This window comes from Ferrithrix thermotolerans DSM 19514 (assembly GCF_900128965.1).
GTDB classification, from domain to species: Bacteria; Actinomycetota; Acidimicrobiia; order Acidimicrobiales; family Acidimicrobiaceae; genus Ferrithrix; species Ferrithrix thermotolerans.
In genome coordinates this window covers 25,668-41,055 of record NZ_FQUL01000008.1, presented here as the reverse complement: position 1 = coordinate 41,055, position 15,388 = coordinate 25,668, and the positions used below count along the sequence as shown (strand labels likewise).

Sequence of the window (15,388 nt, the reverse complement as noted above, 5' to 3'; positions counted from 1 at the left end):
GATGAGTAGTGTTTAAAGCGGCAAAAGTCATCGCAGTCAAGGATTTGCGAATTGAGTTGCGTTCCAAAGTAGTCCTTAATCAGATTCTTCCCTTTGTGGCCGTTGTACTGATTATTTTTGCCTTTGCCTTCAATAAATACCCAGCGCTCTTAGTAACTGTTGCCCCAGGCCTTTACTGGGTAACCGCTCTTTTTTCATCCTTGCTTGCGTTGCAGCGAAGTTTTTCATTAGAGTCCGAGAACAATGCTAAGGATGCTCTCATACTGTACGGCCTGGATCCAGCTGGTATTTATATAGGAAAAGTTATAGCCGTGTTAGTGGAGATGGTGTTACTTGAGGTGTTTCTAACCCTTGGTATCGTCTTTCTCTACTCGACTCACCTGCATGAACTCGCCGATCTGGCGTTTTCTTCGATCGTTGGGACTTTGGGTATCTTGGCTGTAGGTGTTACGTTTTCAGCCATGACGTCGGCGTCAAAGGCCAAGGAGACGATACTGCCTTTACTGCTTCTACCCGTGGTAGCCCCTGTTTTGCTAAGTGGTACTAAAGCGTGGGAAAATGAGATTGCAGGCAAGGCGGGTTTGGGAGATCCTTGGGTTGGACTTCTGATACTCTTCGCTGCAGCATTCTTGGCGTTAGGAACCCTGACCTTCGGGTCGGTTCTGGAGGAGTAGGTTATGAATAGACGAAGGTGGGTAGCGGTCTTCGGAGCGTTTGCTCTCACTACTGTAGCTATAACATACGTTATGGGACTTTGGGTTACACCCCCAGACGTTTTCCAGGGCAACTTGGTTCGACTCATATACGTCCATCCGGCTGTTGCTTGGGTAGCCTATCTGGCCTACGGTGTTACGTCGTTGTCGAGCATAGCTTACCTCTGGAAGAAGACTAGAAACTACAAGTGGGATCTCCTTGCGGCCTCGTCTACCGAGGTGGGAGTTGTCTTTACGGCTCTTACTTTGATCACTGGCTCTATCTGGGGTCGTCCTACCTGGGGAGTTTGGTGGACATGGGATGCAAGGTTGACCACAACTGCGCTGTTGTTAGTACTGTATCTAGGTTATCTGGCGCTGAGACGGGTGACCGAAGACAGGGAACAAAGAGCAAAGCGAGGAGCGGTGGCGGCTCTAATAGCCTTCATCGACGTCCCGATTGTTCATCAGTCGGTGGTCTGGTGGAAGACTCTTCACCAAAGTGCGACTGTGTTTAACGCAGACCTAAACCCCAAGATCCACGGCGAGATGGCATGGACTTTGTTGCTTGGATTTCTTTCGTTTACTGCCGTATATCTCTGGATGGTAATCAAACGTTACGAGATCGCTAAGGCCGAGATGGCTGCGGAGGAGCAAGGAATTGAAGAAGCCATAAGAGAACGTGTTGGTTCGTTGTGAAAGCAAATTTAGGAGGCAAGCACCGATGAACGGTTATGTTGAGGCTGGGTATGCAGCCGTAACGGCGGGGTTAGGATCTTATGCAATCTGGCTTAGCGTCAAGTCGCGACGTCTCAGAGAGGCCTTTGTACGTGTAAAGGTCGATGATGAGGCCCCAAAGCAAGGAGAGTAGCCCATGAGGACCGAGTCTGAGCTTGGGGGATACCAAGAAGATGGATCTTCCACCTGGAAGGAGCTTCCTGGCGGGAGACCAAGCAGAAAAAAGGTCAAGAGGTCGGCAGTGGCTGCTGTGTTTGTGGTGGTTGCTGCGTTGGTGTTTATCCTCTACAAAGGTCTGTCCTCGGCTCTTGTGTATTTCTACACTGCTCAACAGGCTATCGCTGACAAGGCCCAGCTCGGAACTTCGACCTTTCGGATGGAAGGTGTCGTCGTTCCAGGGACAGTTCAGCCAACGGCGTCAGGGGTAAACTTTTCTGTAAGGTTTGATCATACAGTTGTACCAGTGGTCGAGATCGGAGCCCCACCCCAGCTTTTTCAGCCATCGGTTCCAGTAGTGGTGGTAGGTCACTTCTCGACGGCGACTTCAGACGTTTTCTTATCCGATCAGATACTGGTCAAACACTCGGCTAACTACGTCGCTGCTCATCCGAACCGAATTAAAGATGCAGGAGGCTCCAACTGATGGACATCGCACTTGGGAGGACAGGCATACTGGTTGCGACTGTAGCGGCTGGACTCGGTGTTGTCTCCTTGGTGTACAGCATTGTAAAGGAATCTGAACTGGCACGCAGACAAGGGCGTTATTTCCTGGTTGTCTCTGCGGTGGGTCTCTTGCTCTCCTCCTTTGCCATGGAACAGGCGCTAATAACCCACAACTTTTCCCTGGCGTATGTAGTTCAAAACAACTCCAAAGAGACGCCGCTCCTCTTTTCGATAACTGGAATGTGGTCTGCCCTTGAGGGATCTATGCTACTTTGGGCGTTGATCCTTTCTCTATTCGTCGTGGCGATGGTCGTGGTTACGAGGCGTTACGCCGAAGAGAAGACGACCTCGTGGGCTCTTGTGATAGCGGGAACAGTTCTGTTGTTCTTCGTAGCTTTGATGGTTGGACCTGCTAACCCATTTATCCATACGGTTGGAGCGATACCTGCGGATGGGCAGGGTCCTAACCCTCTGCTCCAGGACTACCCACTCGTGGCTGTGCATCCGCCTATGCTCTATGCGGGCTTTGTGGGTATGACGGTTCCTTTTTCCTTTGCTTCTGCTGCACTTATAACGGGTGAAGACGAGGGGTTCTGGCTACAGCGTACGCGATCTTGGACGTTGCTTTCGTGGACTGCACTGACTATCGGAATTGCTTTGGGGGCGTGGTGGTCTTATCAGGTCCTGGGATGGGGAGGATTCTGGGCCTGGGATCCGGTGGAAAATGCAGCCTTCTTGCCGTGGATATGTGCCACCGCCTTCTTGCACTCCTCCGTGGCTCAGCAAAAGCGTTACTCGATGAGGGTATGGAACTACTCGTTGATATCTGCAGCCTTTGCCCTCACTATTTTGGGTACTTACTTTACCCGCTCAGGAGTGCTCCAGTCCGTACATGCATTTTCGGACTCTAACCTTGGCAATATTCTCATCATCTTTTTCGCTGCTGTCGTGGTTTTTGCCGTAGCGCTTGTAGCTTTTAGGGCCGAGAAGATGCGGGCGGGGAGAAAGGTCAAGACATCTCTTAATCGTGAGACGGCGCTCTTGGTCAACAATCTGTTATTCAGTGCACTCGCCTTTGTGGTGCTCCTGGGGACCACGTTTCCCTTGCTGGTTCAGATAGCCTCACCGGAGCCTGTTACGGTTGGAACGCCGTACTACGACTCATTCGCTGGTCCGCTCGGCTTGCTGTTGCTGTTTTTCATGGCTATATCTCCCGTAGTCCCCTGGAGATCGTCCACCTTTTCTGAGATAGGGGACAGGATCAAGGTCCCTACAGTGGCTATGGTGTCGGTCCTTGTACTTTCGGTCCTCTCGGGCGAGTATCGTCCAGATATCCTTGCAACGTTTGCGCTGGCGACCTTTGCGCTAACGTCGGCTGTGTATCAGATCTATAGAACGACACTTTCGATTGGCCGTAAAGAAGGATACCTCAGAGGAGTTTTCTCTAAGCGTAACGGAGGAATGGTGGTCCACGTGGGCGTCGCCCTCATTGCCTTTGCATTGGTGTCGGCGACATCTTTTGGACACGAAGGCGAGGTACGGCTGGAGCGGGGACAAAGCGCAGAGTTTTTCGGAGCAAAGGTAACCTACCTGGGTGTGCAAAACGTGGTCACCCCAGCAAAAAGTAGTTTCGAGGCGAACGTTTTGGTAAATGGGGTTGGGCCGTTTCATCCTGCTATAACCCAGTTTGGCACCTATACCGAAGCAGTCGGCTCTCCATCGGTGGATGTGATGTTTTCTAAAGACGTGTATCTAACTATAAACAACGCGCCTAACTTGGCATCGGCCCACCCTGTCATCACGATAGGAGTAATTATTCAGCCGCTTATCTCTTGGCTATGGGTAGGTGCAGCCACCATGGGTCTAGGTGCTGCGCTGGCTGCATTTGGTTACCCGCAAAGAAGACGTAAGAGTGGTCGTAGAAAAGAGGGTGGTGTGCATGAAAACCTGGTTGGAGACCCGCCGTTGTACGGTGAGAGTCCAGCACTTTCCCATCAAGGCTATTTAGGATAGCCATGGAATATGTTCAACAGGAGGTGAGTGATATCTCCGAAGTGATCGACCAAGTTGAAGGTACAGATCCCCTCAATGCTGTACGTCCATCCCCAAGAGTTCCAAAGGGCAAGAAGGGAGGTCGCGGCATTAGATTAGGTGCGCTAGTCGTTGGAGCACTGTTCGTTGCCTTTGCGACGTTCTTGGCAACCCGCAAGCCGGCCTCTACGCAGAGTTCACCCTCCCCTCTTCTCTTCCGCAGTGCGCCTGTCTTGAGCGGACCTCTTTTGGATGGCGGCAAGACGATGTCGCTATCGAACCTTAGGGGTAAGTTCGTGCTAGTGAACTTCTTCGCCTCGTGGTGTGGCAGCTGTAAGACAGAGATGCCTCAACTGGTGGCATTCGCTGAGTCAGAGGCCAACACGGTAGAGGTTCTAGGTGTGGACTACGATGACCAGAGTTCCTCTGCGGTATCATTCCTCGGAAGCTACGGTGCGAAATGGCCAGTAATTGTAGATGCAAACGGGCAAAGTGCTCTAAGGTGGGGAGTCTCCGAACCGCCGGAGAGTTTCCTGGTAGCCCCCGATGGCAAGGTGGTAACCAAGATCATAGGACCAGTGACCGCTAGAGAGCTCTCGCTTCTTGTTCAGATTGCGCAGTCAAAGGGCTACTGATATGGCGGCTGTCTCGATCGATCAAAAATCCAAGGGTAAGACAAGGTTGTTCTGGCCTATTGTGCTTTCGGTCCTTGTACTGACCATCGGCTTTGTGTCTTACAAGGATATCTCCTCGCCGAAGGGTGCTTCTAGGGTAGTGACGCTCGAACAAGAAGTAAAGTGTCCGACCTGCATCGACCTTTCTGTGTACAACTCAAACGATGCGACTTCCTACACGATGAGGGTCTTTATAAAAAAGGCAGTTGCCGGAGGTGAGAGCAACTCCGAGATCTTAGATACGTTAGTAACGACATATGGCAGCGAGATATTAATGACGCCTCCAAAGTCGGGGATCAATCTACTCCTTTGGTTCCTTCCAGCGTCGTTTTTGCTTGCTGCAGTATCTGAGATCGTCTATCTTCGAAGGCGCAGCGTGGAGATTGCAGAGGTAAACGGCGAGACGATACCCATTGCCGAAGAGATACCTACGGTAAAAAATGTTTCTTACCTAAGGCAAAAGCCCAGACAGCGAAGTCTAAGTGCGCTAAGGGTCTTTAGAACTATAAGGAGCCAAGGTAAACGAGCGTGGCTGCTCTTAGGTTCCGTGGTGCTAGTTCTGACTGGGTCGGGGGTGGCGACCTACGGCCTACTCAGCGGATCCTCTTCCTCTGCTCCTTCAACCGCAACAGTTGATCAGCAAGTCTTGGATGCGGAGGTTTTAGCGGGTGCCGGACAACTTGATTCAGCCAGCCAGATCCTGTCTAAGGTGCTTCAGGAAGATCCGCGTCAACCGCAGGCGCTTGCCTATGAGGGCTGGATCTCATGCCAAGTGGGTGCGTTGCGTAAAGACAAGTCTCTTATAAACAGAGGTTTAGGTCTTATATCCCAGTCAATTAGTATCTCGCCTAGTTACGCTATGGGGCATCTGTTTTATGGAGTTGTCCTTTACTCTGAGGTCCATGACGCCGCTTCCTCTGTCAAGCAGTTTAAGCTAGCAATAAGGTATCATGTTCAGAAAAGTGTCCTCGAACAGGTGAAAGCAACTGTGGATCAGGCTTATCAAAGTGAAGGGCTACGCCCACCTTTATAGAGTAGAACTAACTCGCTACTTTAGGTAGAAGTGTTGCTAGGATTTGGTTATGGGCTTTTTTGACCGTAACCGTAAAGACCTTGAGAAGAAGGGTTACTCACCTGACCGCCTGCCCCCGGGACAGTACTTCACCGAACGTTTTCCCGTCCTTCAAGCTGGTGGAGTTCCACTTTATAAGACTCTTGATAGTTGGGACCTCAGGGTATTTGGATTAGTCGAGAGAGAACTAGTCTTTGACTACAAACAGCTCGATGAGATGGCAACGGACGAGTTTGTGGTCGATATCCACTGTGTGACGAAGTGGTCCAAGTTCGACACTGCATGGAGGGGGGTAAACTTCTCACGTATTTTAGAGATGGCTGCGCCTGCGAAAGATGCACAGGCGGTAATGTTTCACGGTGAGTTCGGATACACCGCCAATATCCCACTTAAAGATCTAACCACAGATGAGGCGATGGTGGCTCTGTACTACGAGGGGCTTCCTCTAGAACCTGAGCATGGTTACCCAGCGAGATTTGTGTTCCCAAGGCTGTACTTTTGGAAGTCTACCAAATGGCTTAGAGGAATAGAGTTTATCGAAGAAGACAGACCTGGATTTTGGGAGCGCAACGGATACCACATGTACGGAGATCCTTGGCAGCAACAAAGATACAGTGATGATTAGATGGGTTTTGTACTAGATCACCACGGAACAGTCCAGATCCCCCAGTGCCCTGGAGTTGACTCGTGGCTCTAGTTTATTGGAGTTTGACTTAGAGATAAGCCCCGCAACTATTCCTCTTTCGACTGCACATAGCACTGGATGTTCGATGGCAACTGTACCAAAGGGGCAGACTTCGTTGATCACCACAAGGTCTTCTCTTCTAGACACCGTTTTGGAGGTAAATCCATGTGCTGATAGCGCATCGGCCAGTGCAGTTACAACGTGCTTTGGGTCCTCTAGAAGCTCCTGGTCGGAGAGAGACGCTGCGATCCTTAGCCCGTAGTTCTCTCCAACCTCGTATGCGATGGACTCAGCCACACTTAGAGGTAAAGCGTCCAAGGTTTTAGACAGTAGTAGAGAAAGAAGCTCAAACTGTCGACGCTCCCTTTCGATGATGGGGACCTTGGAAGAAGCCTTGTATCTTTTGGTGGGTCTCCCTGCTTTGGAGTCGAGCTTCTCCGTGTAGCTCTCAAGATAACCCCAAGTAACAAGTTTGTCTAGGTGATGCCTGGCCACGTTTGGATGAAGAGAGAACCGCTCAGCAACGACAGATGCGCTTACCCCGTCGCTCTCTCTGACCATAAGGTAGATGCCTCTTCTAGTCGGGTCTCCAAAGGCATCAGTTATCTGTCCGATGTCGCGAGCGATATCGCTAGAGGTGTCTGTTAGATGCTTCAACTTTTCCCTCTCGGCAGTAGCGTCAGTTAGAGTATCCTCTATCTTATTAGAAGACTTGGAAACTCCCACGTTATAAGTCTAGTGATCATGTGTTATAAGGGGAGTATTCTGGCCCTATTAGCAGTTAGAGGTGTATTGTGTCACAGCGCTTAGATCCTGAACTGGAGTCTGTGCTATCGAAGGTCGTCGAACCACACACGGGAGTCGATCTTGTGTCCCTCGGTCTGATTCGTTATGCGAAGGAGGGGTGGGGCAAGATCTCAATTGAGGTTGGGGCGATCACAGATCCCTACCTACCTGAGGAGGATCTTAGAGTTCAAATTGCAGCTTCATTGTCACAGCGTTACTCCAAGGACAAGGTGCGCGTCACCTTCACCTATCTCGATGAGGGTGAACTCGATGAGGTTGGCAATCGCCTTCGGGAAGTGCTTTCTGTTGATGAACGTGCAAATCTGGAGCAGCGAAAGCCTTTGTTTGCAGTTTCTGACTCCAAAACGAGAGTTCTGGGAATCTCCTCAGGTAAGGGAGGAGTGGGAAAGTCGTCTACTGCGGTCAACCTGGCTGTCTCCCTTTCAAAGATGGGTAAGAAGGTAGGTCTGCTAGACGCCGACGTATATGGGTTTTCAGTTCCTAAGATGCTCGGTGTTGAGTATCCCCCTTCAGTTCTCGGAGGATTCATCGTCCCACCTCTGGCAAATGGGGTTCACTGCATGTCGATGGGGTTCTTCCTCTCCGAGGATACTCCGGTTGTATGGCGGGGACCCATGCTGCATAAGGCACTCGAGCAGTTTCTCGTAGACGTCTACTGGAAAGGCTATGACTTTATTCTGATCGACATGCCTCCAGGAACCGGAGACGTAGCCCTATCGTTAGGAGAGATGGTCCCAAAGTCAGAGATCTACGTCGTCACTACCCCTCAGCCGGCGGCGGAACGTGTAGCTCAGCGTTCTGCATACGCTGCAAAGAAGATGAAGATTCCGATTAGGGGTGTCGTCGAAAATATGTCTTACTTTGAAACACCCGGTGGTGAAAGGTACGAGATCTTCGGCAAAGGAGGCGGAGAAGAACTCGCAAAGGAACTGGATGTAAATCTGTTGGGCCAAGTGCCGATCGAGATCCCTCTCAGAGACGGCGGTGACGTGGGCTTGCCGGTCACCGTGTCCGATCCGGAGTCAAGGGCGTCCAAGGAGTACATGCACATAGCGGAGAAGATAGTTGCGATGGGGCCTCCGCGTCGATACCGTTCTGAACTTAAGATTCGCTAAAGAGAGGGATCAACACAAGATTTTGAGCTAGCCGTAACATGTAACTATGGCTCTTTCCCAAAGTGAACCGTCCAAGCCCCTCACAAGACGATTTGTTTTGGGGGCTATTGTTCTAGGAGTCGGAGGGGTTGTGACTGGCAAGGCTCTCCAAGGAGGAGCTTCTACTGCTCTTTCCTCACTAGGGAGTGGACTCGCTCAATACCTTCCGGGGGGAGATAGATTTAGGATATACACAGTTATAAATGGTTTTCCTTCGATTCCTGTCGACTCTTACCGCCTGAAGGTTTCGGGACTATTCCTAAAGGGAGCTGATCTTAGCTACAACGATCTGCTTGATATGCCGCAAACCCATTTCGATCATCGCTTTCAATGTGTGACAGGGTGGAGTGTGCCAAACGTTCCCTGGCGAGGAGTTCTGCTTGAGGATCTACTCAAGGTCGCTGGGCCGATGAGAGAGGCACAAGCTCTAGAGTTCTACTCCTACGACGGGGTCTATACAGAGTCACTGACGCTCGATCAGGTGCAGGTTACTAAGGCGCTCGTTGTGACCCATATGTACGGTGCCCCATTGACGCAGGCTCATGGCGGCCCCGTTAGGCTGTTCGTACCTTCGATGTATGGGTACAAGTCGATTAAGTGGCTTTCGGAGATTCGTGCAGTCTCCTCTCCTACTCCCGGATACTGGGAGCAGCAGGGTTATCCCGTCAACGCATGGACGTCGTCTAATGGATCGTTAGGAGGCGTTATATAGATGCAGGAGAACCCCACTAAGGCTCTTATCGAGCTCCCTAGGTCGTTTAAGGTTATTCATTTCACGACCGTCTTGCTCTTTATAATCCTGCTCTTTACGGGTGCTATTCTTTACATATCGCCTCTTGAAGCGTTGGTGGGTAACAGGACTTTTGTGGCATACCTTCACGTTGCAAGTGGAGTTATGATTTTTGTTCCCTTTGGACTCTCCCTTACAAACCTGGAGTCTCGCCCCGCACTCGCAGGTGTTTACAAAGAGCTTTCGAGGTGGAGTCCTGATGATGGCACCGGGTTGTTGAGCGTTCCTAGAAAGGGAAAAAGATTCAATGGTGGGCAAAAACTCATGGCTAACGCTCTGCTCGGTTCCCTCATGGTGTTACTTCTAACCGGTCTTGTCATGGCTTCTTACATTCCGTTGTCAATCTCAATGAGGCAAGGCGCAACCTTTACACATGATCTCGTTGCCTTTTTGGTGACGGCGTTGTTTATGGGCCATCTCTTCGCAGCTTTGGCTCATCCTAGGGCTCTGCGGTCAGTATTTAGGCTGAGATAGATGGGACTTGGTGGCTATGTAGCGATCAAGTCAGCGAAAAAGATGCGAGAGATACTAGCGTGACTAGGTAGGTTAGACGAAGGAGTTTTACTTTGGATATTCGCTTTGGAATCTCGGAGTCGGCGCGTGAGATCGACATCGAAGCAGAAGACAGCGTGACCCAGGAAGAGATCGAGAAGATGGTTTCTGAGGCCATCGCCTCGGATCAAAAAGTCCTGTGGCTATCCGATCGGAAGGGCCGTAGGGTGGGTATCCCCGTGGGTAGGATTTCATATGTAGAGATCGGACCGAATAAGACTGAGCGTCGCGTTGGTTTTGCGCTTCCCTAAGGACCTTGAGTGCCTTACCTACAATGCATTGATCGATAAAAGTGGGTGCTAGAGGTTCCATAACCGATCTGGATAGGCTTTTAGACCGCAAACTTCTCTTCGTGACCGGGAAGGGGGGAGTAGGGAAGACGACCATCGCTACTGCCCTGGGGATTTTGTCGGCTGAAAGAGGTAAGCGGGTTCTGCTCTGTGAAGTCGAGCCTAAAGGAGAGGTGGGTCGCTACTTTGGAGTGCGAGAGATCGGGTTCGAACCAGTCGAGGTCCGAACGGACCTTTTTGTCATGGAGATGGACACGGAGAGAGCGCTCTCGGAGTATCTGCGCTTATACCTCAAGGTCCCGATTCCGACCAAGATCGGCCCCATAGCCCGGACCTTCGACTTTGTCTCCAAGGCGGCTCCTGGTGTCAGGGAGATTCTAGTTGTAGGGAAACTTTGTTACGAGGTCAGGGAGAAAAACTACGACATCGTGATTGCGGACTCCACAGCAACCGGTCATGTAGTGTCCCAGCTGGCTTCTCCGCAAGGAGTGAATGAACTCTTTGGAGTGGGTCTAGTAAAGGACCAGACCAAGTGGATGATCGATATTTTGAAAGACGAACATCAAAGCGGAATATGTCTGGTGTCGACCGCAGAAGAGACACCGGTAGATGAGGCTGCTGAGCTGGCCGAACGACTGAGATCTGAGACCGGTGTCAGCCTTGTATTAGGAATTTTGAACAAAATGGTGCCCAAGATATTTTCAGAGGCGGAAGAGTCTTACTTCAATGAAATTGTATCCGGTCCGATGTTGCCTGTGATTAGGAGAGTCCTTGGGGAGGGGATAGACGCTTTAGTGGATGCCACCTCTTTGTGGAAAGCTCTAGCTGCTTCGAATCACCAAAACGCAGAGAGGTTCAAAAGCTCTCTTGGGACGTCGATACCGACGATCGAGATTCCCCTAATTCCGGGCATGACCGCAGGCGTGGGCATCGTAAGAGAAGTCGCTGAGACGATTGAGGTGGAATTAACTTGAAAGAAGAGGGGTTATCCCTAATCGATCTAGTAAGCGATCTCCAGATAGTCCTCGTAGCGGGATCTGGAGGTGTCGGGAAGACCACGACCTCAGCTGCCCTTGGAGTGGCACTTGCAACCTCGCTTGAAAAGGAGGTTCTTGTGATTACGATCGATCCAGCGAAACGTCTTGCAGGAGCCATGGGTATCGATGCCTTATCTCACGTACCACAGGAGGTTCAACTCAAAGACGCTAAAGGTCATCTCTTTGCGGCCATGGTGGACATGAAAGCGTCGTGGGACGAGATGATAAGTCGCTATGCGCCAGATAAAGACACTGTTCAAAAGATCGTTGAAAACCCTATCTACGAGTCGATCAGCACCAGGTTTGTCCAAAGCCACGACTACATAGCGGTTGAGGCTCTCTACGAGTTCTACAAAGAAGGAATCTACGACATAATTGTCGTCGATACCCCGCCTTCAAGGAACGCCATCGACTTTCTTGATGCCCCAAAAAATATGGAGGAGTTCTTTGCCTCAAGGCTTCTTCGGTGGCTCACAATTCCTAGAAGGTCAAAGCTAGTAGCCTCCGCATTTAGACCCTTTTACTTAGTGGCTGAGCGGATACTGGGATCCGCGTTTGTAAAGGACATCTCGGAGTTTTTCTTCGACTTTCAGCAGCTTTACGAAGGATTTGTGGCTCGGGCTCGGCAGGTTGCTGCTCTCGTTGCTTCTGATAAAGCAGGCTTTATAGTCGTAACCATTCCTGAGGAGATACCCACTACAGAGGCTATTTTCTTCATATCTGAGGTAGCACGGAGAAAGTTAAACATGAGTGCGGTGGTGATGAACCGGTCTCTCCCGGCGTCGATCTTTTCAAGGGCTGGCGACGAGGTAGCTGATAAAATATCTAATGAGACACAGGAGATGTTAGCTAAGACTTTCGACGCTATTGGACTTGATCCAACAGAAGGCGAGGTACCTCTGGCGTCCAAGAGCCAGTTGGTCTCGAAGATCCTAGTTGAGATGGCTAACTCTTATGAGGGACTTAGGGATCAAAAGACCATGGAAGAGATTCAGGTAAGTCGCCTTACAGTTAGAGAAGGTAAGGTCTTTACTACTACTCAGCAAAGTGGCGATGTCTCTTCGGTGGAATCGCTGAGAAAGCTGGCTACAAATATGTCTATCTATCGATAGCCTCTACGATGTTACTGTGATCGACTACCACCTGCATCTTTGGCCTCATGGAACGAAAGACACTGAACCTACGATAGAGGAACTTGCGAGATACTGCGAAAAAGCAAAGGAGAATGGCGTCTTACAGATCGCCATTACGGAGCACCTTTTTCGCTTCCGTCAGACTGAAAAGGTGTTGGGCAGATACTTTAGGCGATTTCCCGACTCACCGATGAGAACCCTTATGGAACAGTACTGGCTGGATCATGCTAAAGCAGACTTAGACCACTACGTATCGGTTGTTCTTGCAGCCAAAGAAGCTGGTCTACCTGTAATTCTTGGCCTGGAGGTGGACTACTACGAAGACTCCATGGACGTTGTAGATCAACTCGTGCGACAATACCCCTTAGACGTCGTGCTTGGGTCTGTCCATTGGGTGGTTGAGTGGCCTTTTGACCATGTCAATGACCCTGAGATCATGGAGTACTGGGAAAAGGTCGGTATAGAGCCGGCGTGGGAGGGGTACACAAGAGCCTTGGAGGAGTTGTCAGCATCAAAGGTGGTAGACGTCTTAGCGCACCCGGACCTAATTAAGGTGGCTGGTCTTTTCCCAAGCGTTCCAGAGGAGTACTACGCCAGAATGGCGGAGGCGGCTGCGTCGGCGAATCTGGTGGCAGAGGTCTCCTCCGCTGGATGGCGCAAGCCGGTGAAGGAACTGTATCCAGGACCGACGTTGCTTAGGTACTTTCGAGAAAAAGGGGTTCCCATAACGACTGCGTCTGACTCTCACGGGGAGCTTGACGTTGCTTATCGTGCTTGTGACGTAAGAGAGATCGTGTCTCAAGCTGGGTATAACACCTTGACTAAGTTCTCTGGGCGGGTAGGAACACCCATGCCTCTTTCTGTGTAGACAGCGGAGAGTTTCCCTATGCAGAGTTTCCCCGATGAGCTAATTACAAAGTTGCCAGAAGAGGCCAAGAGCTACTTCAAAGATCTAGTGCGGAGATGGGGTTTTTTGGCAGATCTATGCTTCTCTGATCTGCTTATCTACATACCCACCGACAACAACGCCACTAGCTTCATGGTCGCTGCGCAGGTGAGACCTGCTACCTCCCAGACGGTACACCCGAGAGATCTAGTTGGTATCGACTACGACGCAGAGTCTGTCTACGTCGTTGAGTCTGCGCTTCGTAGCGGAGGAATGACCTTTGCTGAGTGGGTAGATCCAAACTCAAATCATATGGTGGTCTCCAACTGCATACCCCTAAAGGCCAATAGCAAGGTCTTTGGGGTGCTCGCCCGCGACTACATGTTGAATCCACTGAGAATCCACGGCGAGCTCGAATCTACCTATGTTAAGATCTTCGACCGATTCGCTAAGATGATCCTCGCAGGGGACTACCCTTACAAAGTAGACGACTCGGCGAGTATTCCAAGGGTGGGTGATGGGGTCGTCCTCTTAGACGAGGAGCTAAAGGTAAGGTTTCTTTCACCTAACGCCCTGAGCGCTCTGCATCGTCTGGGATGTTCCTCTCCCAGTTTGGGGAAGAGCTTAGCTGACCAAGGGATAGAGCTAGACGGACCACTGAGGTCTGCGGAGAGTCTCTCTCCTGTGCTCGAAGAGATCGAGGGCCAACAGGAGGCGGCTGTGACCTTTTTCTGCATGCCGCTTATAAACTCCCAGCGGGCAGATGGTTTCCTGTTGCTTCTTCAGGACGTTACAAACATTCGCCGTAGCGAGAGGTTGCTTATCTCAAAAGATGCCACAATTCGAGAGATCCACCATCGCGTGAAGAACAATCTGCAAACCATTTCGTCGCTTCTGAGGTTGCAGAGCCGGAGAGTCGACTCCGTTCAAGCTAGGGATGCCCTCGCAGAGGCAGAGAGGCGCATCAGATCGATAGCGGTGGTCCATGAGGTTCTATCACGTGAAATTGGAGAACAAGTCTCCACCGAAGAGATTGTAGGCGCTATCATACGGCTTGCCCAGGAGTCTGTCCCTCCAGGGGTCGAGCTAAAGATCGACATCGAAGTGACGGACTTTGAGATTGAAGCTCAGCTGGCTACCCCTCTCGCTGTCGTTCTGCAGGAACTCATTCAAAACTCGATCGAACACGGGTCGAAGGATAGAGAAGAGCTGAAGGTGACCGTTGGACTACAGCGCTTTGACGGGACACTTAGGTTAACGGTTGGTGATGACGGGGTTGGATTTCCACCGGAGTTCTCGATCGAGTCATCAACATCTCTAGGACTTCTGATTGTACGAGATCTCGTTAGGTCACAACTTCGAGGCGAACTTAGACTCTCATCTGATGACAAAGGTTCGATGGTTTCGATCGAGATCCCAACCGACACTAGCGATGAGGCCTAGATCATGGGTGTAAGTGAGATCGGGACGAACAGACGTCCAAAAGTCGTTGCCCACAGAGGATTTTGGTGGCCCGACGTCGCTCAGAACTCAAGATCTGCACTTCTTCGGGCCGAGGCAGAAGGTGCAGATGGAGTTGAGGTGGATGTGCGCATGACCCTCGATGGCGAGCTGGTTCTATGCCACGACAGGAGCTATCACAAGGTTGAGATTGCTGCAGTCACCCTAAGGAGAATCTGGGAAGACACGCAGAACGCGCCCTTAGAGGTGCCTTTGTTAGTAGAGGCGTTCGAGGGCTATGGAGGATCTGTAAATCTGGAGATCAAGAGGGACTCTCGCCAAAGGGTGATACAAGAGGCGCATCATTTGGCTGAGGTGCTGAAAGAGCCCTTCTGGGAGGGTCTTGTGCAGAGGAGTGCTCTGATCTTATCTTCGTTTGATCCGGAGACTCTCGTTACTTTAGGTCAAGTCCTTCCGGAGATACCGAGGTTTTTTCTTCTAGATAGATATGACCCGACCAGGAGAAAAGTTGCGTTGGCCAAGGAGATAGGTTGCGTTGGAGTGAATCTCCACCATCAAAGAGCCTCAACCTTTGCTCTCGACCTTTGCAGGCAGAGCGAAATGGAGGTTGGTCTTTGGACGCTAGACGATCCCGTGAGGGCGGACAACTTTTGTTACCCTGCGGTAAGTAATATAATTACCAATAGAGTTGACCTATTGGTGGGAAACCTTTAGGACATCAAG

18 protein-coding genes are annotated in these 15,388 nt (G+C 50.8%); 17 read left to right on the top strand and 1 reads right to left on the bottom strand.

The genetic code is table 11. The features are described 5' to 3' along the window. Positions 1-8 precede the first annotated feature (8 nt). From BUA24_RS04235 to BUA24_RS04205, 8 genes are read left to right on the top strand one after another with little or no spacing between them, the layout of a single operon-like run. A complete protein-coding gene (locus BUA24_RS04235) occupies positions 9-674 on the top strand; it encodes a heme exporter protein CcmB (RefSeq protein ID WP_072789032.1) in 666 nt (221 codons plus the stop codon). A 3-nt stretch (positions 675-677) separates the two neighbouring features. Then, on the top strand, positions 678-1,391 hold the full coding sequence (gene ccsA / locus BUA24_RS04230; protein WP_072789030.1) for a cytochrome c biogenesis protein CcsA: 714 nt from the start codon (positions 678-680) through the stop codon (positions 1,389-1,391). A gap of 25 nt (positions 1,392-1,416) precedes the next feature. After that, positions 1,417-1,563 (top strand): hypothetical protein, encoded by a 147-nt coding sequence (locus BUA24_RS12420; protein ID WP_178138698.1) that lies wholly within the window; start codon positions 1,417-1,419, stop codon positions 1,561-1,563. Positions 1,564-1,566: 3 nt separating this feature from the next. After that, positions 1,567-2,073 (top strand): cytochrome c maturation protein CcmE domain-containing protein, encoded by a 507-nt coding sequence (locus BUA24_RS04225; RefSeq protein WP_072789028.1) that lies wholly within the window; start codon positions 1,567-1,569, stop codon positions 2,071-2,073. Then, on the top strand, positions 2,073-4,106 hold the full coding sequence (locus BUA24_RS04220) for a heme lyase CcmF/NrfE family subunit (RefSeq protein ID WP_072789026.1): 2,034 nt from the start codon (positions 2,073-2,075) through the stop codon (positions 4,104-4,106). Before BUA24_RS04225 ends, BUA24_RS04220 begins: the two co-directional genes overlap by 1 nt. A 2-nt stretch (positions 4,107-4,108) precedes the next feature. Then, a complete protein-coding gene (locus BUA24_RS04215) occupies positions 4,109-4,759 on the top strand; it encodes a TlpA family protein disulfide reductase (protein WP_084660180.1) in 651 nt (216 codons plus the stop codon). A gap of 1 nt (position 4,760) precedes the next feature. Continuing rightward, complete coding sequence (locus tag BUA24_RS04210; RefSeq protein WP_072789024.1) at positions 4,761-5,831, top strand: cytochrome c-type biogenesis protein; 1,071 nt, start codon at positions 4,761-4,763, stop codon at positions 5,829-5,831. A gap of 49 nt (positions 5,832-5,880) precedes the next feature. After that, complete coding sequence (locus BUA24_RS04205; protein ID WP_072789022.1) at positions 5,881-6,495, top strand: sulfite oxidase-like oxidoreductase; 615 nt, start codon at positions 5,881-5,883, stop codon at positions 6,493-6,495. A 12-nt stretch (positions 6,496-6,507) separates the two neighbouring features. On the opposite strand, the gene BUA24_RS04200 is transcribed toward BUA24_RS04205, so the two are convergent. Then, complete coding sequence (locus BUA24_RS04200) at positions 6,508-7,281, bottom strand: helix-turn-helix transcriptional regulator (RefSeq protein WP_072789020.1); 774 nt, start codon at positions 7,279-7,281, stop codon at positions 6,508-6,510. A 68-nt stretch (positions 7,282-7,349) separates the two neighbouring features. On the opposite strand from BUA24_RS04200, the gene BUA24_RS04195 reads away from it, so the two are divergent. From BUA24_RS04195 to BUA24_RS04155, 9 genes are all read left to right on the top strand, one after another. Next, positions 7,350-8,477, top strand: coding sequence for an Mrp/NBP35 family ATP-binding protein (locus BUA24_RS04195; RefSeq protein WP_072789018.1), 1,128 nt, complete (start codon positions 7,350-7,352; stop codon positions 8,475-8,477). A gap of 46 nt (positions 8,478-8,523) precedes the next feature. Next, entirely contained in the window at positions 8,524-9,228 is a 705-nt protein-coding gene (locus BUA24_RS04190; RefSeq protein WP_072789016.1) for a molybdopterin-dependent oxidoreductase, read from the top strand. Beyond that, on the top strand, positions 9,229-9,780 hold the full coding sequence (locus BUA24_RS04185; protein WP_072789014.1) for a cytochrome b/b6 domain-containing protein: 552 nt from the start codon (positions 9,229-9,231) through the stop codon (positions 9,778-9,780). A 92-nt stretch (positions 9,781-9,872) separates the two neighbouring features. Further along, positions 9,873-10,109, top strand: coding sequence for a DUF3107 domain-containing protein (locus BUA24_RS04180; RefSeq protein ID WP_072789012.1), 237 nt, complete (start codon positions 9,873-9,875; stop codon positions 10,107-10,109). 41 nt (positions 10,110-10,150) lie between these two features. Continuing rightward, a complete protein-coding gene (locus BUA24_RS04175; protein WP_178138697.1) occupies positions 10,151-11,122 on the top strand; it encodes an ArsA family ATPase in 972 nt (323 codons plus the stop codon). Continuing rightward, positions 11,119-12,297, top strand: coding sequence for an ArsA family ATPase (locus BUA24_RS04170; protein WP_072789010.1), 1,179 nt, complete (start codon positions 11,119-11,121; stop codon positions 12,295-12,297). The genes BUA24_RS04175 and BUA24_RS04170 overlap by 4 nt, the downstream gene beginning before the upstream one ends. A 16-nt stretch (positions 12,298-12,313) precedes the next feature. Then, positions 12,314-13,186 (top strand): PHP domain-containing protein, encoded by an 873-nt coding sequence (locus tag BUA24_RS04165; RefSeq protein ID WP_072789009.1) that lies wholly within the window; start codon positions 12,314-12,316, stop codon positions 13,184-13,186. Between the two features lie 18 nt (positions 13,187-13,204). Continuing rightward, entirely contained in the window at positions 13,205-14,647 is a 1,443-nt protein-coding gene (locus BUA24_RS04160) for a sensor histidine kinase (RefSeq protein WP_072789007.1), read from the top strand. 3 nt (positions 14,648-14,650) lie between these two features. Continuing rightward, the gene (locus tag BUA24_RS04155) at positions 14,651-15,379 is read left to right on the top strand and encodes a glycerophosphodiester phosphodiesterase (protein ID WP_072789005.1); all 729 of its coding nucleotides are present in this window, start codon (positions 14,651-14,653) and stop codon (positions 15,377-15,379) included. The last annotated feature ends 9 nt before the right edge of the window (positions 15,380-15,388 follow it).